17 protein-coding genes and 1 tRNA gene are annotated in these 19,568 nt (G+C 38.6%); 5 read left to right on the top strand and 13 right to left on the bottom strand.

Annotated features, from left to right (window positions below):
- The first annotated feature begins 1 nt into the window (after position 1).
- Entirely contained in the window at positions 2–421 is a 420-nt protein-coding gene (locus ACFSR1_RS17785; RefSeq protein ID WP_378294360.1) for a tetratricopeptide repeat protein, read from the top strand.
- On the opposite strand, the gene ACFSR1_RS17780 is transcribed toward ACFSR1_RS17785, so the two are convergent.
- From ACFSR1_RS17780 to ACFSR1_RS17720, 13 genes are all read right to left on the bottom strand, one after another.
- The gene (locus ACFSR1_RS17780) at positions 418–2,655 is read right to left on the bottom strand and encodes a hypothetical protein (protein WP_378294359.1); all 2,238 of its coding nucleotides are present in this window, start codon (positions 2,653–2,655) and stop codon (positions 418–420) included. The genes ACFSR1_RS17785 and ACFSR1_RS17780 overlap by 4 nt on opposite strands.
- The gene (gene rffA / locus ACFSR1_RS17775) at positions 2,655–3,791 is read right to left on the bottom strand and encodes a dTDP-4-amino-4,6-dideoxygalactose transaminase (RefSeq protein WP_378183130.1); all 1,137 of its coding nucleotides are present in this window, start codon (positions 3,789–3,791) and stop codon (positions 2,655–2,657) included. The genes ACFSR1_RS17780 and rffA overlap by 1 nt, the downstream gene beginning before the upstream one ends.
- A gap of 7 nt (positions 3,792–3,798) precedes the next feature.
- Positions 3,799–5,547, bottom strand: a complete 1,749-nt coding sequence (locus ACFSR1_RS17770; protein WP_378294358.1) for a hypothetical protein — start codon at positions 5,545–5,547, stop codon at positions 3,799–3,801.
- Positions 5,548–5,560: 13 nt separating this feature from the next.
- Complete coding sequence (locus ACFSR1_RS17765; RefSeq protein ID WP_378294357.1) at positions 5,561–6,196, bottom strand: acetyltransferase; 636 nt, start codon at positions 6,194–6,196, stop codon at positions 5,561–5,563.
- Positions 6,189–6,836, bottom strand: coding sequence for an HAD family hydrolase (locus ACFSR1_RS17760; RefSeq protein WP_378294356.1), 648 nt, complete (start codon positions 6,834–6,836; stop codon positions 6,189–6,191). The genes ACFSR1_RS17765 and ACFSR1_RS17760 overlap by 8 nt, the downstream gene beginning before the upstream one ends.
- Position 6,837: 1 nt before the next feature.
- Positions 6,838–7,821 carry an ATP-grasp domain-containing protein gene (locus ACFSR1_RS17755; RefSeq protein WP_378294355.1) on the bottom strand — a complete coding sequence of 328 codons (984 nt, stop codon included), beginning with the start codon at positions 7,819–7,821 and terminating at the stop codon, positions 6,838–6,840.
- The gene (locus ACFSR1_RS17750) at positions 7,800–8,648 is read right to left on the bottom strand and encodes an NAD-dependent epimerase/dehydratase family protein (protein WP_378294354.1); all 849 of its coding nucleotides are present in this window, start codon (positions 8,646–8,648) and stop codon (positions 7,800–7,802) included. The genes ACFSR1_RS17755 and ACFSR1_RS17750 overlap by 22 nt, the downstream gene beginning before the upstream one ends.
- Positions 8,649–8,654: 6 nt before the next feature.
- Positions 8,655–9,587 (bottom strand): glycosyltransferase family 2 protein, encoded by a 933-nt coding sequence (locus ACFSR1_RS17745; RefSeq protein WP_378183112.1) that lies wholly within the window; start codon positions 9,585–9,587, stop codon positions 8,655–8,657.
- Positions 9,588–9,695: 108 nt separating this feature from the next.
- Positions 9,696–10,538 carry a GNAT family N-acetyltransferase gene (locus tag ACFSR1_RS17740; RefSeq protein ID WP_378183109.1) on the bottom strand — a complete coding sequence of 281 codons (843 nt, stop codon included), beginning with the start codon at positions 10,536–10,538 and terminating at the stop codon, positions 9,696–9,698.
- 86 nt (positions 10,539–10,624) lie between these two features.
- Positions 10,625–11,461, bottom strand: a complete 837-nt coding sequence (locus ACFSR1_RS17735) for a polysaccharide deacetylase family protein (protein WP_378294353.1) — start codon at positions 11,459–11,461, stop codon at positions 10,625–10,627.
- Between the two features lie 11 nt (positions 11,462–11,472).
- The gene (locus tag ACFSR1_RS17730; RefSeq protein WP_378294352.1) at positions 11,473–11,814 is read right to left on the bottom strand and encodes a DUF2304 domain-containing protein; all 342 of its coding nucleotides are present in this window, start codon (positions 11,812–11,814) and stop codon (positions 11,473–11,475) included.
- Between the two features lie 37 nt (positions 11,815–11,851).
- Positions 11,852–12,565: a glycosyltransferase family 2 protein gene (locus tag ACFSR1_RS17725; protein ID WP_378294351.1), complete on the bottom strand. Its 714-nt coding sequence runs from the start codon at positions 12,563–12,565 to the stop codon at positions 11,852–11,854.
- A 108-nt stretch (positions 12,566–12,673) separates the two neighbouring features.
- Positions 12,674–12,746, bottom strand: a tRNA-Gly gene (locus ACFSR1_RS17720).
- Between the two features lie 889 nt (positions 12,747–13,635).
- Between ACFSR1_RS17720 and ACFSR1_RS17715 the strand changes: the two genes are divergently transcribed.
- Genes ACFSR1_RS17715 through ACFSR1_RS17700 form a run of 4 tightly spaced genes read left to right on the top strand, consistent with a single transcriptional unit; the run spans position 13,636 to position 19,527 of the window.
- Entirely contained in the window at positions 13,636–13,950 is a 315-nt protein-coding gene (locus ACFSR1_RS17715; RefSeq protein ID WP_378294350.1) for a hypothetical protein, read from the top strand.
- Positions 13,951–13,995: 45 nt separating this feature from the next.
- Positions 13,996–15,864 (top strand): hypothetical protein, encoded by a 1,869-nt coding sequence (locus tag ACFSR1_RS17710; protein ID WP_378294349.1) that lies wholly within the window; start codon positions 13,996–13,998, stop codon positions 15,862–15,864.
- Between the two features lie 48 nt (positions 15,865–15,912).
- Entirely contained in the window at positions 15,913–19,284 is a 3,372-nt protein-coding gene (locus ACFSR1_RS17705) for a hypothetical protein (RefSeq protein WP_378294348.1), read from the top strand.
- 3 nt (positions 19,285–19,287) lie between these two features.
- Complete coding sequence (locus ACFSR1_RS17700; protein WP_378294347.1) at positions 19,288–19,527, top strand: hypothetical protein; 240 nt, start codon at positions 19,288–19,290, stop codon at positions 19,525–19,527.
- Positions 19,528–19,568: the final 41 nt, after the last annotated feature.

Here is a 19,568-nt window from a genome sequence, read left to right as displayed (position 1 = left end):
CATGGATTTAAAATTAACTAAAAAACAAAAATTAGCTTTAGAACTTCTTCTCTTCTTAATAACTCCCTTAGTCTTTTTTATTTTCACCGTGATTAAAAATAAATCTGAACTTCAAGAATCTGAAAGCAACTCCATCATTCAAGAACAAATAGCTGCACAAGAGACTGATTTAATTAACCAGGGACTAAACTATATAAATAATGGGCAGTATCAATTAAGTATAGAAACGAACTTAAAAATTCTTAAAATTAATCCAAGAAATAAATTTGCTTTAAATAATATAGGATTTGCTTATGCGAACTTAAAGAATTGGGATCGGGGCATTATATACTGCAAGAAAGCTCTCGATATAGACCCAAGTTTTCAACTGGCAAAAAACAATCTCAATTGGATGCTCCAAGAAAAGGATAACCAACCCTAAAAGCCTTCTTTAGTTAATTGCTCTTTTGACCATCTCAAATTATTTTTTGCTAATTGAAAATCAGGACTAAGTTCCAAAGCTTTTTTACAAGCATTGATAGCATCTTGGTATTTTTTCAAAGCATTATATGCTGAACAAATGTTATTGTAAGCAACTACATTATCTTTATCAATCTTTAGCAATTCCTCACTAACTCTTATACAATCATCATAGTCACCTAATTGATAATATTTAAGACTCAAGGCAATATATTGATCAACAGATAAAGGCTTATCATTAGGTTGTAGAATACTATCTTCTGAAAATTTTAAATTATTCTTAGCTAGTTGAAAATCTGGATTTAATTCCAAAGCTTTTTCACAGGCTTTTACGGCTCTCTCAAACATACTAAGCGCATTATATGAAGAACAGATATTATTATAGGCTATACTGCTATTAGGATTCAAATCAATTGCTTTTTTAGATGCTTTAATACAATTAACATAATCTTCTTTATTATAATAAAGCAAACTTAGTTGGATGAAACCTTTGGAATCTGGTTTTTGCTTCAGTTGTTCTTGCAGTTTTTTAATATCATCGGGTTTAAAATTATTTTTTACAATAGCACATATGGGTACTTCATCAACATTAATTGAATATACTGAGTTTTCAGGAGGCCAGTTTCTTAAAAGGTTTTTATTATACTTAGCCTCTGATAACAGGACTATAGAATAATCCCAATAAGAAGATTTTTCCGGAGCAATAACGTGATTCAAGTTGGAAGTTTTACCTAAAAAATATGATGCTTTAAGTTGATCACCGTAATATAACCTTACTCTGGCAGGTTTCTTATCATCCGATTCGGCGTTATTCTTTAACCATTCGACAGCCGGTTTGACAGCTACACCCCAATAGTCAATTTCATATTTGCCAAAAGCTCCTTGTATCCCACCAATGATTGGATTATAGTATAAAGAATGAACAGGGTGATTGGTCATTAAAAACTTTAATGGTTGCAATAACAAAAACAACAACAAGATGTAAACAACTCGCCTGCCCAATTTATTATTTTGGAGTATTATTAGCTTGTTATATGCCAGAGAAATCATAACAATTAATGGGGGTGTTAGAAACAAAAACTGACGTGCATTGTCATAATAATTTGGTTTTCCCACAAGAATTAGAAAGAGAGGAAATAAGCCTGTAAACAAAACAACTGAGTATTGCAAAGTTTTAAACTTTTCTGTCTTATAATAGATCACAGGAATTAAAAACAACCCTAAAAAAAGGTGTAACGGGAGTTGTAGATATAATAGGTACTTGATTGGGTAATACCAAGGCATTTCAAAACTACTCTTCCATTCTCCTTCAAATAATTGTATAGCCTCAAATCCCTTAAAATCCTTTGCTGCGATGAATAGTTCAACCAGCCCTGTAAATGGATTAGTTTGTAAATATGGCCATAATATACCTGTACATAAATATCCCAATAATCCTATAATGGTAATTTTTAAAAATAACAAAAGGGATTTCTTAATAACCGACTTAGTTAACTTATTTTGATAGTTTTTTATCAACCACCAAAAGAAAACCGCCACCATAATTTGCCCAATAAATACAAGCCCAAGTAGCCTGATATTTATTAGTATAGAAATATTTATTATTAAGTACAAAGATCTTTTAGGAGTGACTTCTGGAAGTTCTTTTAACAACTTAATAAGGTGATAAACACAAATAATATAGAAAGTTGCAAATGGAATATCCTTTGGATTACACATTGACTGACCGAACAAAAGTGGTGAAAGCAATACAAACACCAATGCAAAAAAACCTGTTTTCCATCCACCAAGTTCTTTACCCAGTAACCCACAGAAGAAAAACAATAAAACCCCAAATAAGGCACTTAAAAAATTTCTGAATTCATAAACCCCTGTAATCGGCTGATACTGATATAAAAAATTTGCAACTAGATCAAAAAAACCTCCAAAGCCATTCATTCCTCGCACCTTATTTTGCTCGTCGATAGATATGTCAAGAAGATTACCATGCTCATCAAGCGGACTTAATGCAGCGGTATTGTCTTTACCTTTAAAATAATCCAAAATCCTTTCCCCATGTTCCTGATGCACTTTAGCATCTTCAATAATACCATAATCAAAACTTAAAATTGGCATTAGGAATACCAGTAGCAAGCTCAAAACAATAAAAGCTGTTTTGTACTTGGTTCTAAGAATGGATGCTAATTTGAGATTCATTATGAATTAATTTTACTGAAGAATCTTTTTATCAATTCGACTATTCGGTCTTGATGTGTCATATCTAGTTCGTAATATAGAGGAAGCCTTACTAAACGATCAGCAAAGTGATCGCAATGAGGAAGTTCTTGCGATCCACTATTCTGACCGTAAAAAGGACTCTTATGCAAAGACAAATAATGGAAAACACAATGAATATCGTATCCTTTTAAAAACGCGATAAACTGTGTTCTTTCTTCAATATCTTTACATACCAGATAAAATAGATGACCATTTACAGATGCATCTTCTGGGATATACGGGAGTTGTAAAAAGTTATTCTCTTCTAATTGCGCCAAGCCTTTCTGATAATTAAACCATAACATTTTTCTTCTGGTTTGAATTTTTGCTAAGTTTTCTAACTGCGCATACAAAAAAGCAGCTGTAACATCTGATGGAAGAAAAGATGAACCTATATCTACCCAAGAATATTTATCTACCTCTCCTCTAAAAAAAGCAGAACGATTAGTTCCCTTTTCCCAAATAATTTCTGCTCGTTTATCAAAACGTTCATCATTTACAACCAGCATTCCTCCTTCCCCTGAAATGATATTTTTTGTTTCGTGAAACGAAAAAGCTGCCAAATGCCCAATACTACCTAACGGTTTTCCTTTATAGTAAGAGTCAATGGCTTGCGCAGCATCTTCAATAACATAAACATTGTGTTTATTGGCAAGATCCATGATCTTATCCATATCGCAAGCCACTCCTGCATAATGAACCACAACAATAGCTTTTGTTTTTTGTGTAATTAACTTTTCAAGATGATTTGCATCTATATTTGGATTATTAGTATAACTATCTCCAAAAATGATTTTAGCTCCTCTTAAAACAAATGCATTTGCCGTGGACACAAATGTATATGATGGCATAATTACTTCATCTCCCGGTTGTATATCCACCAGTATCGCCGCCATCTCCAGAGCATCTGTACAAGAAGAGGTTAACAGACAATTGCGAAAACCTATTTGTTCTTTAAAATAGGTATGACATTTTTCTGTATAATAGCCATTTCCTGAAATTTTACCACGAGCAACTGCATCTTTAATATAATAAAGCTCGTCTCCAGTCATATAGGGTTTATTAAAAGGGATCATATTCGATTTATTTATTATGGCCATCTGAACTCCAAAAAAAATGTGCTTTTTTATCCTTCCATTTCAATTCACCAACTTTTTCCCAGGGTGAATTTATATTTTTTTCAAGCAAATCTCTTTCCCATTGAAAAGATAAAGCTACTTTTTTTCTAACAATTTCAAACTTTTGAATTTTGGATAAATCCATATCATTGCGATGCATCCAAAAAGAAGTATAGTCTATCATACCCTTTCTAAGTGAGTATGCATTTTCTTTTACATAAGGCATATTTACTCTAAAAATCCAATATGCGTAACTACCTCCAGAAACATACCTATCAGCCATTCCTCTCTCATCTAATATTGGAAGTAATTCCCCTTCATATTTTATAGTGTAAACATTGTTATATCCTATTAAATGAGAATCCACAAAAACATCATGATGCGTAATTCCAAAATATTGCTTTGAAATCTTGTGAACCGCTGCATCAAATTTGCCAGACCCAAAAAAATTATGATTTACCTGAATTTGAAGAAAGAAAGCCAAAATCATAACTAATACGAAAAACTTATCCCGTATTTCATGATAAGGAACCCCTTTAAAATCAACAAGTTCTATAGTGCTCTTGTCTTCTGAAATCTGATCTAAGGAGCCAATAAATGTATTTTTGAATAAAACAACTCTGGACAACCACAGAATAGGATAGCACAGAGGTGACGATTTACAGATTATTGGAAGTAATGCATTTCCGGTGTATATTTTTTGATCAGAATCAGCTAAAATTAAATCACTTTGAAACACTACATCGTCACTTGCAGAAAAACTTTCTTTGCTCTCAACTCTAATTGCTTTGAAAATATCAAGACATTGAATAAGAGTAACAAGTTTAGCTATAGACAAGTTTCTTTTATCATAAAACAAAGTTAGTTTCGGTTGTTTGTTAATTATTTTTTTCCATAATAACCCCCAAAAGGTAACTGGCACCATAATCAAATAAATGGCGACATAGCCCATCGCAAAGTACGGAATAGGAAACTCCATAGCTATTCCTAAATGTAAACCTAAACCTATAAGTAGAAGAAAAACTCTGTATCTCTTATGCCAGAATAAAAAAATGAACATAAACTCAAATAACATAGTTAAGTAGGATAAAAACTTAACTAGAAACTCTTGATTCAAAAACCACTGATTCTCAGAAATAGTTATGTGTGGTATCGACGAAGGCAACCATACTCCCAGGCCTTTAAGCCACATGGGTGAATATATTTTATAGGTAAAAGCCGAGTCAAAATAAAACAGACCTATCCCCACAAATGCAGGTAATAAATAATTTATTTTTGCCACCTTTTCTATTTTATAATTAATTCCTTTTTCAATACACCGAAACTTCATTCGAAGAAAATCTATTGATAACACCTTCTGAATGGGTAGAAATATTAGCAAAAAATTTACTCCGGTATATGTATAAAACATATGATATTCATATGTAGTCATACTGGAAATAAATACTATGGTGAACACATAGTTCAGTATAGCTGAAATTCTTGTGTAATATCCAACAACCAAAAAAGAAATAATGACCATCCACAACAAAAACAATAATGTGGTATCAGGGAAGTTAACATCTAGGTATGGTATTTTATCAAAATAAAGCTGACGGTAATTAAAAATATTGAGGATTTCTAATAGAAAATTAATTCCATAGCCAATTCGGAATATCCCTAACCCAATAGGTGATATTTTTTTAAATAAAAATTGATATAAAAGTCTTAACATACATTATTCATTTTTATTTTTTATTCAATTTGGCTGGCACCCCGACATAGGTACCTTTTTCAGTGATATCTCTTACTACAACCGCCCCCGCGCCTATTTTCACATTCTGCCCAATGGTAATATTATCGATTACGGTACAATTAATTCCCAAGATTACCTGTTCACCCACTATAATAAAACCAGCTAGAGCCACTCTTGGTGATAAGAAACAATGCGAAGCTATACTGGTATCATGGGCGATTGTGCAACCAATATTCAACAAGACATTATTCTTAATTACAACATGAGCATCAATAGCAGAATTTGGGTATACAATGACACCCTCACCAATTATTGCAGTTGGATCTACCCAACAAGAGGAATGTATAATTCTGGCAAATGGAATTTTGTCTTTATAAATATCATAAAAATTAGCACGTGCCTCCATATGCTTGTATCCAATACCAATCATTAAATGTGTAATTTTTTTTTGAGAAAAACTCTTTAATATATCCTGTGTCCTTCCCAACACGGGCCAGCCGTTGATATTTGAGTCGCTGGTAAAATCGTCAAAAAAAACAACCTGTTCAAAGTGCTTATCTGTTATTGCATAATGAGCGATTTGTTGACCCAAATGTCCAGCACCAATGATTCCTAAAACACTATTCATAGATATAATTTAAAACTTCATTAAGTGAATCTATTCTGTATGTTGATGACGGAAAAATGCAGTCTCTGTCGATTAAAAGTGAATTCATGCCTAGTTTTATTGACGGCTCTATATCTAATTTAATAGAATCTCCAATATAAAGTATTTTATTAGCATCAACATTAATATGCTCTAATGTCTTTTGATAAAAATCTACACTAGGTTTAGCCACTCCTAATTCTTCAGACACTAAAATATCCCTAAAAAAAGGATCAAAAAAATGATCTATTTTTTCTTTCAATGTATTATTAAAATTGGATATAATTCCCTTAGGAATTTCTATTTTTTGTAGTATATCGGTATCAGAAAACTTTTCCCAAGGCAAATAAGAGCAACGTTCAAATAATTTTTTCAACAAATCATGGGTTGGAATTACTCCCAATAAATACAGTAATTCAGTATTAAAATAATCATAAAACTTCCTGTTTGTCCTATCAGGAAAATGAATAACCTCAGACAACAGTTTATGTTTTCTCTTAAATTCGATACTTTCTATGAAGTATCCTTCCTTTTCGAGTACCTTTAAAAAGGTACTGTAAAAAGTAGGCTTATGCAAAAGTGTTCCTGCAACATCAAAGAGAATGTATTCGTATTTACTCATTTTAGTATATAAAGTGTTTAAAAGAATTATCATTAAGGTCTTCAAAAGACGTTGCTTCTGGATAAATAATATCCATCAAGATTCTTATAGCTACAGCTTTAGGGTTTTTGATGTTAACATCATCAGGAGATATATCATATAAATACTCTTGCACTGCATATTTTACATCTTGAAAACCTAAATTATGTCTTATCGAATTTGTACCTGAAATCCTGCAATTTATTTCAAAAGGATACACCTGCGAAGTACTATCTATTATACTTTGAATATTGAAACTTCCTATAACACCTTTGAGCTTGACGATTTCTTCTGCTATTTCTTTTAATTTATCATCATATGAATTATTCAATATTATTTTAGAGGTTGTTCCATTTTCTAATGTTCTTTCCATAGAACAAACACCATGAATTTCTTGTTTTTTATTTACATAGACCGCGGTAGTAACTTCTTTGCCATTATACAATTTCTGTATCATATAATCATCCCCCAATCTAGAAATATTTTTTGGGTTTATTATAATACCTCTGGATCCTCTACCTTTCCTAGGTTTTGCTATAACTTCTTTTTCAGAGTTATCGTACTCTTTCGGCAACCAGGATTTAGCAAAAGGAATATCATGCTTATCAAAAAGCTTCCAAGTTAAATACTTATCTAAAAATTGTTTTGAAATTTCTGGATCTGAAGCCAATATAAAAGTATCTAACTTACCCTTACACAAACCCAAATAATAGATCTCGTAGTCTGTAGATGGAATAATCATATCCACCTTCTGTTCCTTTACAATTTTTGATATTTCAGTTAGATAATTCTCTTCATATGCATACGGAACCTGATAAGTTTTATCACATAAATGATTCCCCGCAGTAAATGATGAAATATCGCACCCAATTAGTTTTATAGAGAAATCCAAATTTTTGATATTACGTAAAATACCTTGTCCTACATTACCTCCTATACCCGTTACTAATATTGTTTTTGTATCCATAGAGCGGTTTGTCTTAATTGTTCTTTAAAGATATTAGTTCTATTGATACCTAATATTTTGTTAGTACTTGAATCGTCATAAAAAAAGCTTCTACTAGCATCTTCCTTTTTATAAACAATACTTACATCAGGGAGAAAATCTTTAATCATAGTTGCCACTTCATAATTAGAATATGACCTGTTTCCTACTGCTAATAGTGGAATATCCGTTTTTTTTTGCATAGCTTTTTCTAAAATCTCTGCTACATCTTTTACATATACATAATTCTGCATTCTACTTCCATCTCCGTATAAACATATTTCTTTCTTACTTATAGCACTAATAATAATCTCCGGTAAAAAAGTCCCCCGATTCATTCCTTCACCAAATAGGGATGAAATTCTAACATTTATTCCTCCTTCTTTATGGTTTTTCACGATTAATTCTCCCCATAATTTCGATATACCATAGCTGTTTTTTGGGTTTACTGCAGATTCCTCGGTAATAATTTTTCCAGAATTTTCATATAAAGCTACTGAGGAAGCATGAACAATTTTAGCATTTTGAAAGGTTTCAGAAATATTCTTCAACAAGTAGATATTTACCGAATAAATTTTATTTATCTCTGTTAAACTTTCTTCAAAACTAATATGAGATGCTATATAAAAAATATAATCAACAACAGGCTTCTGTTCTAAAAATTCATTAATACTTATTTGCCGGAATTTATTAGAGAGTCTATAGCTTCTTTGATGATAAACCTGAATAATATCATCATATCTGGAACTTAATTCAACTAATAAAGCTTGAGCTAAAAAGCTATTGCTCCCAACTATTGCTATTTTCATTTTTGCTTAAATATTAGTAGTATCTTTAATTGAAAAAAGTGGTCGAGATTTTGACTCCCTATAAATGCGCCCTATATATAGAGCCAAAAGTCCTATAAAGAAAAGCTGTATTCCCAATGATAAAATTAGGAAACCAAAAATTGATGGCCAGCCAGGTTGGAAATCTACAAAAAACAACTTCACTATCAATATTACAAACAAAGCTAGTGTTCCTATTAAGGCTAAAAAAATACCAAATCTAACCGCTAACTTTAACGGAAGTTCTGAAAAGTCAAAAATAGCATCAAAGGCAAGATTCATTTTTCTTTTAAAATTGAATTTACTCACCCCTGCAAATCGCTCACGTTGCTCTATTTCTATAACCGATTGATTCATTCCTATATGCATAAATATACCTTCAATGAAACGGTTTTGCTCTTTATACATCAAAAACCTCTCTGCAAAGTCTCTATTAAAAATTCTCATTACCGCTAATCCTCTTGGTAAATCTAATCCAGTGTATTTATCTAGTACGGACCAGAATATTTTTGAAAAAAATCTATTTTTCAGACTGTCTTTTTTTTGTTTTCTTACTCCAAAAACCAAGTCATATCCTTTTTCTATTTCAACAATAAAATTCTTAATTTCTTTGGGAGGGTCTTGTAGATCAGGATCCATATAAATCAAGTACTCACCTTTAGAATAATTAATGCCTGCAGTCACCGCAGCCTGTTTACCGTGATTATATGATAATTCTAACAGTTTAATATTATCATTTTCCTTAGCTTCATCTTTTATTAAATTAACGGTATTATCAGTACTCCCGTCATCTATGAAGATAACTTCGTAGTTAATCTTTAAAATATCCAGCTCCTCAACAACTTCTTTAATAAATTGATTAATCACCTCTTCTTCAAAATATACAGGTACTACTAAGGACAATTTGATATCTCTACTCATAATTATTATTAGAACTTAACCGTCTATTTGTAAATTAGTTTTCATCAGATTTTTAAAAAGCTTTCAGACTTTTTTTTATAAATTAAATTAATTAGTAACTCAATAAAATCAATAAGCATCAAAATCCAGTGCACTAAACCTAACTTCAGAAGATTTAAACTTTCTATTCTTACTACTAAGATCCTTAAAAATTAAATTTAAAGGAGAAGGTCTAAATCTTGAAGGAATATCAAAATAAAAGGATTTCTTCCAGTCTATATTATGATTAATACCAATCCAGAGTCTAATAGGTCTAAAACCTAATGGATGATTCTTATTAGGAACAAACTGTTTTTCTCCAAAATCTCTAAGTACAGCTTGAATAAAGAGATTATCAGTCCTCACCGACACTCTTCCTTTTTTCACGTGATAAGGTAATTCAGGATTTGATAAGCGCCAATGTAAAGAAGCTTCATCCCAAATTCTCTCAAAAATGAAAGTGTCATTCGCATCTTTATATGCAACCTTACCTAAACCAAGTTTAGCTTCCAAACTTCCAGCTAGCTGAAAATCTAATTTTTTCAAAAAACCTGGAGTACTCTGAGCATTAGCAACTCCAACCACAAAACTATAACCTTCATCAATCGCGAGGTCGTAACTTTTTTGAGCTAGAGTCGTAAACAATCCCTTCCCTCTATGATTAGGGTGAGTTGCTGTATTAAGCGAAAGCAACCCTTTTTCTTCTTTACCATCTATACAAGCTTTTAAAGGCATTAAAGCATAATGAGCTGCTAATTGATCCCCTAAATATGCATTGTAACCGATCATAGGACCAATGGGATTATCGGCATATTGCCAGCGAACAAATTCCTTGGTAAATTTTTTTGTATTTGGAAAAGTCCCCTGAAGAACATTACTTATTTCCTCAATTGAATTATCATCTGTTTGGATAGGTTTAAAAGTATAATTCATTTATATCCTATATAATCTTAATTTTTTAAATTTATTAATAATAAATCTAAATGTCTTGCATCTATGAATTTTTGATTCAAAAAATATCAATCATTTTTCTCTAAAAGCTCTACAAAACTTTTATATGTAATAATCTTTGGTTGAAAAACATCCATTATTTTGTGCAATCTTGGAAAAACTCCCTTTCGGTTACAATACAAAAGTTGATTATAAATTCTATTATTATCAATTCCCGGATGCATAAATCTTTCTTGATCAGTATCAATATCATAAGGATGAAAATAACTGGTAACAGCTCTGCCCTCTTTAAAATGTTGGCTAAAACTTTTCTTAATCATAAAAAAAGGTAAAAATCTAAAATAAACACCTCCTGAAAATGGGACCTTAAAAAAAGAACTTTTTCGCAAGCTCATAGGTATTTCCCAAAGATCTTCTCCCATTTTCTTAGGTTTTTCACCAAAATTCTCCCACCCATATAGAGGATTCTTAGCAGGAAGTATGGAACTGGAATAAACAAAATTCATATCGGCAAGTACGTCATATGCCCAAGAAGTTTCTTTGGTGATAGAAAATATAGGTGCTCTGTAGCCTATTACTTCATTGGCTCCTGCCTTCAATAAGTTTTCTACATTACGAAAAACATCATCTCTAAACTCACTTTCTGTTTGATTTGTTACCGGAATATGTTGATTTGAATGACAGGCTATTTCATGTCCTTCATCTACAATCATTTTAATAAGATCAGGATAGTGTTTAGGAATATTCCCAACAGTAAAAAAAGTAGCCTTCGCCTTATATTGATTTAAAAAAGTTAAATATGCTTCTACCAATGCCTCAACACTTGCCTTATATTGCAATCCGTTTTTTATTCCAAAGCGAACATCCTCTAGATCAATACTAAATAAAAACAAATTGTTTTTCATCAATGATCATTTTAACTTTTAGACTCAATTTGTTGTTTCAATAATGCTATCTCTTGCGCTAACTTTTTATTCTGATCTTGAAGTTTAGAAACGACTACACTTAAGTACAAAAGATAAATAAATATAACAAATACACTAGTAGTAAAAACAAAGTTTGGAGGCTCATAAATTCCAAGCAATCCCGAAACAAAATCCAATCCCTTTCGCCAAAATGAAAAAAGGATCAAAAAAAATGTGCATACTATCCATACCACCGAATATTCTTCCCTTAGCTTACCTTTAATAATCAATCGAATGACAAAAAACGTAAATAATAAGCTAGCTATAATGGCCAAAACCTGAATCTTCTCCATCAATTCTTTTTTTAGTTAAAAAATAGAAGTTTAATTCCTACTTTCTCCGAAATTTAATTCTTATAAATGTATAAAAAATAGCTAAGGTAACTTTGATCATATAATAAATTGATGAAACAAAATTGATGGAAGAAACACCTCCTTGCCGTTGTTTCATAACAACTGGCACCTCTACCATCCTAAGATTATTAAGAGAAAATAAAACTATTGATTCGGGTTCAGGATATTCATCAGGGTAATAGTCATATACGATTTTTAAAGCTTTTCTATTTATCATTCTAAAACCTGACGTACAATCAGTTATCTTAACATTTAGAATTACCTTATTTAATAGCATAAAGTATTTAATTCCTAATCTACGTAATTTCGTTGATTGGAAACCTTCATTCTCAATAAAACGAGAACCAATAACTACATCAAATTGACTGTGAATTACTAAAAACAATTTTTCAATTTGATCTGAAGGGTGCTGCCCATCGCCATCTACCTGAATTGCGTAATCGTAATTATTTTCATAAGCATAAATAAAACCCGTTTGAACAGCCCCTCCTATGCCCAAATTAATAGGTAAGTCTAAAGGAATACACGGTAAAGCGTGAATAATTTCGGAAGTATTATCATTAGAAGAATCATTAACTACAATTGCATCTATAACAAATTTTGAACTTTGTATTTTTCTAATAGACCTTACAACTTTGGCAATGCTTTTTTCTTCATTATAGGCAGGTATAATAGCTGCAATCCGAATCACTGGTAATATGCTTATGTTTAATTACAAATATAGAACAACTAATTAATAACAGAGCTTTTTATTAACATATTAAAAAAAGCCTTCTCAAGTATTGATAAGGCTTTTTTGAGCGGGAGACCGGGTTCGAACCGGCGACATTCAGCTTGGAAGGCTGACGCTCTACCAACTGAGCTACTCCCGCATTTACGAAGGTAAATGTATTGGAATTCTTTAAAAATCAAAACTAAATATAAAATTATTTTTTAAAGGATTAATTTATCTTAAAACCAACTAAAATCAATTATAAACAATTATTACAATTGATTTACAACAGTTTGATCAAAGAATAAAATTGACAAAAAAATGTATTTTATCGAAAATAAATGCGGTTTATCGAATAAAAAAAGTATTTTTGCTTTTAAGAAAATATTAATATATTAGCATTTTGTCTATTTTTACCTAGAAAAATAGTTAATTTGTTTAAACAAAGTAAATTACGTAAAAACCCCAATCAAAAGGAGGTAAAACTCTTTTAAAAGGAAATTTCCTACTGCCTATGAAGGTAAAATTACTTCTTTTCATATGTATTTTATTGCCAATTACCTGTATCTATACTCAGGTGAAAATTGGCGATAACCCCAACCAAATAGATGCTTCTTCTATATTGGAATTAGAAAGTGTTGACAAAGCTTTTGTTTTAACACGGGTTAGTACTGCCCAAATGAATTCAATTACTCCATTAAATGGAGCTCTGATCTATAATACTGACGACAATTGTATTTTTCAATATAACGACGATAGTTGGACAAGCCTCTGTACTGGCAACGATAATCAGACATTAACGTTCAATCCCATTACTAATATATTGACTCTTGAAAATGGTGGTTTTGTTGATTTAACATCTCTCATTAATGATCCAGATCCAGATCCTACTAACGAAATACAGATATTAAGCCAAATTGGAAATACAATATCCTTATCAAATGGAGGAGGAAGTGTTACTGAAACAATATCCACACTACTTGATAACGGTGACGGTACTTTTACTTATACCGCGGAAGATGGCACAGTAACGAACATAGGAACCGTTGGTGCTACAGGTGCAACCGGAGCAACAGGTAACACTGGAGCAACAGGAGCCACAGGAAGCACAGGTGCAACCGGAGCCACAGGAAGTAGTGGTGCTACTGGTAATACAGGAGCTACAGGTAACACTGGCGCAACTGGAGCAACAGGAAATACTGGAGCAACAGGAGCCACAGGTAGCACAGGAGCAACTGGAAGCACTGGAGCTACAGGAAATACAGGTGCAACCGGAGCTACAGGTAACACAGGAGCAACTGGTGCGGCAGGAAATACAGGTGCAACCGGAGCAACAGGAAACACGGGAGCAACTGGTGCTATAGGAAGTACAGGAGCTACGGGAGCAACCGGTAACACAGGAGCAACTGGTGCTACAGGAAGTACAGGTGCCACCGGAGCAACCGGTAACACAGGTGCAACTGGTGCTACAGGTAACACGGGAGCAACTGGTGCGACAGGAAATACAGGTGCTACTGGTAATACAGGCGCAACCGGAGCCACAGGTAACACTGGAGCAACAGGAGCTACAGGAAATACAGGAGCTACAGGTAACACAGGCGCAACTGGTGCGACAGGAAATACAGGAGCAACTGGAAGCACAGGTGCAACCGGAGCTACAGGAGCTACAGGAGCTACAGGAGCCACAGGTAGTACAGGAGCAACTGGTGCTACAGGAAATACAGGTGCAACCGGAGCGACAGGTAACACGGGAGCAACGGGTGCAACAGGAAATACAGGAGCAACCGGAGCTACAGGTAACACGGGAGCAACAGGAACTACAGGAAATACAGGTGCAACTGGAAGCACAGGTGCAACCGGAGCTACAGGAGCCACAGGTAGTACAGGTGCTACTGGTAATACAGGCGCAACCGGAGCTACAGGAAACACAGGTGCAACGGGTGCGACAGGAAATACAGGTGCAACCGGAGCTACAGGAAGCACAGGTGCAACAGGCGCTACAGGAAGCACTGGAGCTACGGGAGCTACGGGAGCAACAGGAAGCACGGGTGCTACGGGTAGTACCGGAGCTACAGGAAGTACAGGTGCAACTGGTGCGACAGGAAATACAGGTGCAACCGGAGCCACAGGTAACACTGGAGCAACAGGCGCTACAGGAAATACAGGAGCTACAGGTAACACAGGCGCAACTGGTGCGACAGGAAATACAGGAGCAACAGGAGCAACAGGTGCAACAGGAAACACAGGTGCAACGGGTGCGACAGGAAACACTGGCGCAACGGGTGCGACAGGTAATACTGGCGCAACGGGTGCTACAGGAAGTACAGGTGCAACTGGAGCAACAGGTAACACTGGAGCAACAGGAGCAACAGGCGCTACGGGAGCCACAGGTAACACTGGAGCAACAGGAAGCACAGGAGCAACTGGTGCGACAGGAAATACAGGAGCAACCGGAGCCACAGGAAATACAGGTGCTACAGGTGCTACTGGTAATACAGGAGCAACTGGTGCTACAGGAAATACAGGTGCAACCGGAGCCACAGGAAATACAGGAGCAACTGGTGCTACAGGAAGCACGGGTGCAACGGGAAGCACAGGTGCAACAGGAGCTACGGGAACTACAGGAAACACTGGAGCAACAGGTAGCACAGGAGCAACTGGTGAGACAGGAAGTACGGGAGCAACAGGAAGCACAGGAAATACAGGAGCAACTGGTGCTACAGGAAATACAGGTGCAACCGGAGCTACAGGTAACACAGGAGCAACTGGTGCGACAGGAAATACAGGAGCAACCGGAGCTACAGGTAACACAGGCGCAACCGGAGCGACAGGTAACACGGGAGCAACTGGTGCGACAGGAAATACAGGTGCAACCGGAGCCACAGGAAACACTGGAGCAACAGGCGCTACAGGAAGCACGGGTGCAACAGGAAGTACGGGAGCAACAGGAAGCACTGGAGCCACAGGAAACACTGGAGCCACAGGAAATACTGGTGCGACAGGAAATACAGGAGCAACTGGTGCTACAGGAAACACTGGAGCAACAGGCGCTACAGGAAATACAGGTGCAACCGGAGCCACAGGAAATACAGGAGCAACCGGAGCCACAGGAAATACAGGAGCAACTGGTGCGACAGGAAATACAGGAGCAACTGGTAATACAGGCGCAACTGGAAGCACAGGTGCAACCGGAGCTACAGGAGCCACAGGTAGTACAGGAGCAACTGGTGCTACAGGAAGTACAGGTGCAACCGGAGCAACAGGTAACACTGGAGTAACAGGAGCAACTGGAAGCACAGGAGCAACAGGCGCTACGGGAAGCACGGGTGCAACGGGAAGCACAGGTTCAACAGGAAACACTGGAGCCACAGGTAGCACAGGAGCAACTGGTGCGACAGGAAATACAGGTGCAACCGGAGCAACAGGTAACACTGGAGCAACAGGCGCTACAGGAAATACAGGAGCTACAGGTAACACAGGCGCCACTGGTGCGACAGGAAATACAGGAGCAACTGGTAATACAGGCGCAACCGGAGCCACAGGTAACACTGGAGCAACAGGAGCAACTGGAAGCACAGGAGCAACAGGCGCTACGGGAAGCACTGGAGCCACAGGTAGCACAGGAGCAACTGGTGCGACAGGAAATACAGGTGCAACCGGAGCAACAGGTAACACTGGAGCAACAGGCGCTACAGGAAATACAGGAGCTACAGGTAACACAGGCGCAACTGGTGCGACAGGAAATACAGGAGCAACTGGTAATACAGGCGCAACCGGAGCCACAGGTAACACTGGAGCAACAGGAGCAACTGGAAGCACAGGAGCAACAGGCGCTACGGGAAGCACTGGAGCCACAGGTAGCACAGGAGCAACTGGTGCGACAGGAAGCACTGGAGCTACAGGAAATACAGGTGCAACCGGAGCTACAGGTAACACTGGAGCAACAGGCGCTACAGGAAATACAGGAGCTACAGGTAACACAGGCGCAACTGGTGCGACAGGAAATACAGGAGCAACTGGAAGCACAGGTGCAACCGGAGCTACAGGAGCCACAGGTAGTACAGGAGCAACTGGTGCTACAGGAAGTACAGGTGCAACTGGAGCAACAGGTAACACTGGAGCAACAGGAGCAACAGGCGCTACGGGAAGCACGGGTGCAACGGGAAGCACAGGTTCAACAGGAAACACTGGAGCCACAGGAGCAACTGGTGCGACAGGAAATACAGGTGCAACCGGAGCAACAGGTAACATTGGAGCAACAGGCGCTACAGGAAATACAGGAGCTACAGGTAACACAGGCGCAACTGGAAGCACAGGAAATACAGGTGCAACTGGTAATACAGGCGCAACCGGAGCCACAGGTAACACTGGAGCAACAGGCGCTACGGGAAGCACGGGTGCAACGGGAAGCACAGGTTCAACAGGAAACACTGGAGCCACAGGTAGCACAGGAGCAACTGGTGCGACAGGAAATACAGGTGCAACCGGAGCCACAGGAAGTACAGGTGCTACTGGTAATACAGGCGCAACCGGAGCCACAGGTAACACTGGAGCAACAGGCGCTACAGGAAGCACTGGAGCTACAGGTAACACAGGCGCAACTGGTGCGACAGGAAATACAGGAGCAACTGGTAATACAGGAAACACAGGTGCAACGGGTGCGACAGGAAACACTGGCGCAACGGGTGCGACAGGTGATACTGGCGCAACCGGAGCTACAGGTAGTACAGGAGCAACTGGTGCGACAGGAAATACAGGTGCAACCGGAGCAACAGGTAACACTGGAGCAACTGGTAATACAGGAAACACAGGTGCAACGGGTGCGACAGGAAACACTGGCGCAACTGGCGCGACAGGAAACACAGGCGCAACCGGAGCTACAGGTAGTACAGGAGCAACTGGTGCGACAGGAAATACAGGTGCAACCGGAGCAACAGGTAACACTGGTGCGACAGGAAATACAGGAGCAACTGGTAATACAGGCGCAACCGGAGCCACAGGTAACACTGGAGCAACTGGAAGCACAGGAGCAACAGGCGCTACGGGAAGCACTGGAGCCACAGGTAGCACAGGGGCAACTGGTGCGACAGGAAGCACTGGAGCTACAGGAAATACAGGTGCAACCGGAGCCACAGGAAACACTGGAGCAACAGGCGCTACAGGAAGCACGGGTGCAACAGGAAGCACAGGAGCAACTGGTGCTACAGGTAATACAGGCGCAACAGGTTCAACAGGAGCTACGGGAGCCACAGGTAACACTGGAGCCACAGGTAACACTGGAGCCACAGGTAACACTGGAGCAACAGGAAGCACAGGAGCAACTGGTGCTACAGGTAATACAGGAGCAACTGGTGCGACAGGAAATACAGGAGCAACCGGAGCCACAGGAAATACAGGAGCAACTGGTTCCACAGGAAGTACAGGTGCTACTGGTGCTACTGGTAATACAGGAGCAACTGGTGCTACAGGAGCTACAGGAGCTACAGGTAACACAGGCGCAACTGGTGCGACAGGAAATACAGGAGCAACTGGTAATACAGGAAACACAGGTGCAACGGGTGCGACAGGAAACACTGGCGCAACTGGTGCTACAGGGAACACTGGCGCAACTGGCGCGACAGGAAACACAGGCGCAACCGGAGCTACAGGTAGTACAGGAGCAACTGGTGCGACAGGAAATACAGGTGCAACCGGAGCAACAGGTAACACTGGAGCAACAGGCGCTACAGGAAATACAGGAGCTACAGGTAACACAGGCGCAACTGGTGCGACAGGAAATACAGGAGCAACTGGAAGCACAGGTGCAACCGGAGCTACAGGAGCCACAGGTAGTACAGGAGCAACTGGTGCTACAGGAAGTACAGGTGCAACTGGAGCAACAGGTAACACTGGAGCAACAGGAGCAACAGGCGCTACGGGAGCCACAGGTAACACTGGAGCAACAGGAAGCACAGGAGCAACTGGTGCGACAGGAAATACAGGAGCAACCGGAGCCACAGGAAATACAGGAGCAACTGGAGCGACAGGAAATACAGGTGCAACCGGAGCTACAGGTAACACAGGATCAACTGGTGCTACTGGTAATACAGGAGCAACCGGAGCTACAGGTAACACAGGCGCAACCGGAGCGACAGGTAACACGGGAGCAACTGGTGCGACAGGAAATACAGGAGCAACCGGAGCCACAGGAAATACAGGAGCAACTGGTGCTACAGGAAACACTGGAGCAACAGGCGCTACAGGAAGCACTGGAGCAACAGGAAGCACAGGTGCAACAGGAGCCACAGGTAGCACAGGAGCAACTGGTGCTACAGGAAGTACGGGAGCAACAGGAAGCACAGGAAACACTGGAGCAACAGGAAGCACAGGTGCAACAGGAGCTACGGGAAATACAGGAAACACTGGAGCCACAGGTAGCACAGGAGCAACTGGTGCGACAGGAAGTACGGGAGCAACAGGAAGCACAGGAAACACTGGAGCAACAGGAAGCACTGGAGCAACAGGCGCTACAGGAAATACAGGCGCAACTGGTGCTACAGGTAATACAGGCGCAACAGGAAGCACTGGAGCCACAGGCGCTACAGGAAGCACGGGTGCAACGGGAAGCACAGGTGCAACGGGTGCGACAGGAAACACAGGTGCAACTGGTGTTACAGGAAGTACAGGTGCAACCGGAGCTACAGGTAACACGGGAGTAACTGGTGCTACAGGAAGTACAGGAGCAACCGGAGCTACAGGAAGTACAGGTGCAACAGGTGCAACGGGTGCCACTGGAGCAACAGGAAGCACAGGAAACACTGGAGCAACAGGAAGCACTGGAGCCACAGGAAACACTGGAGCCACAGGAAATACTGGTGCTACAGGTAACACAGGCGCAACCGGAGCGACAGGTAACACGGGAGCAACTGGTGCGACAGGAAATACAGGAGCTACGGGTGTAACAGGAAGCACAGGTGCAACAGGAAACACCGGAGCCACAGGA

The organism is Aquimarina rubra (assembly GCF_042684305.1).
GTDB lineage: Bacteria > Bacteroidota > Bacteroidia > Flavobacteriales > Flavobacteriaceae > Aquimarina > Aquimarina rubra.
The sequence above is the reverse complement of the archived record's forward strand: the minus strand, read 5'-3'. Positions and strand labels throughout refer to the sequence as shown.

Bases quoted from the DNA above. Each gene is read 5' to 3' on its own strand.
- ACFSR1_RS17785 (WP_378294360.1), top strand. From the start codon at position 2: ATGGATTTAAAATTAACTAAAAAACAAAAATTAGCTTTAGAACTTCTT.
- ACFSR1_RS17755 (WP_378294355.1), bottom strand. From the start codon at position 7,821: ATGGATACAAAAACAATATTAGTAACGGGTATAGGAGGTAATGTAGGA.
- ACFSR1_RS17730 (WP_378294352.1), bottom strand. From the start codon at position 11,814: ATGGAGAAGATTCAGGTTTTGGCCATTATAGCTAGCTTATTATTTACG.
- ACFSR1_RS17745 (WP_378183112.1), bottom strand. From the start codon at position 9,587: ATGAGTAGAGATATCAAATTGTCCTTAGTAGTACCTGTATATTTTGAA.
- ACFSR1_RS17780 (WP_378294359.1), bottom strand. From the start codon at position 2,655: ATGAATCTCAAATTAGCATCCATTCTTAGAACCAAGTACAAAACAGCT.
- ACFSR1_RS17735 (WP_378294353.1), bottom strand. From the start codon at position 11,461: ATGAAAAACAATTTGTTTTTATTTAGTATTGATCTAGAGGATGTTCGC.
- ACFSR1_RS17760 (WP_378294356.1), bottom strand. From the start codon at position 6,836: ATGAGTAAATACGAATACATTCTCTTTGATGTTGCAGGAACACTTTTG.
- ACFSR1_RS17750 (WP_378294354.1), bottom strand. From the start codon at position 8,648: ATGAAAATAGCAATAGTTGGGAGCAATAGCTTTTTAGCTCAAGCTTTA.
- ACFSR1_RS17765 (WP_378294357.1), bottom strand. From the start codon at position 6,196: ATGAATAGTGTTTTAGGAATCATTGGTGCTGGACATTTGGGTCAACAA.
- ACFSR1_RS17740 (WP_378183109.1), bottom strand. From the start codon at position 10,538: ATGAATTATACTTTTAAACCTATCCAAACAGATGATAATTCAATTGAG.
- ACFSR1_RS17770 (WP_378294358.1), bottom strand. From the start codon at position 5,547: ATGTTAAGACTTTTATATCAATTTTTATTTAAAAAAATATCACCTATT.
- rffA (WP_378183130.1), bottom strand. From the start codon at position 3,791: ATGATCCCTTTTAATAAACCCTATATGACTGGAGACGAGCTTTATTAT.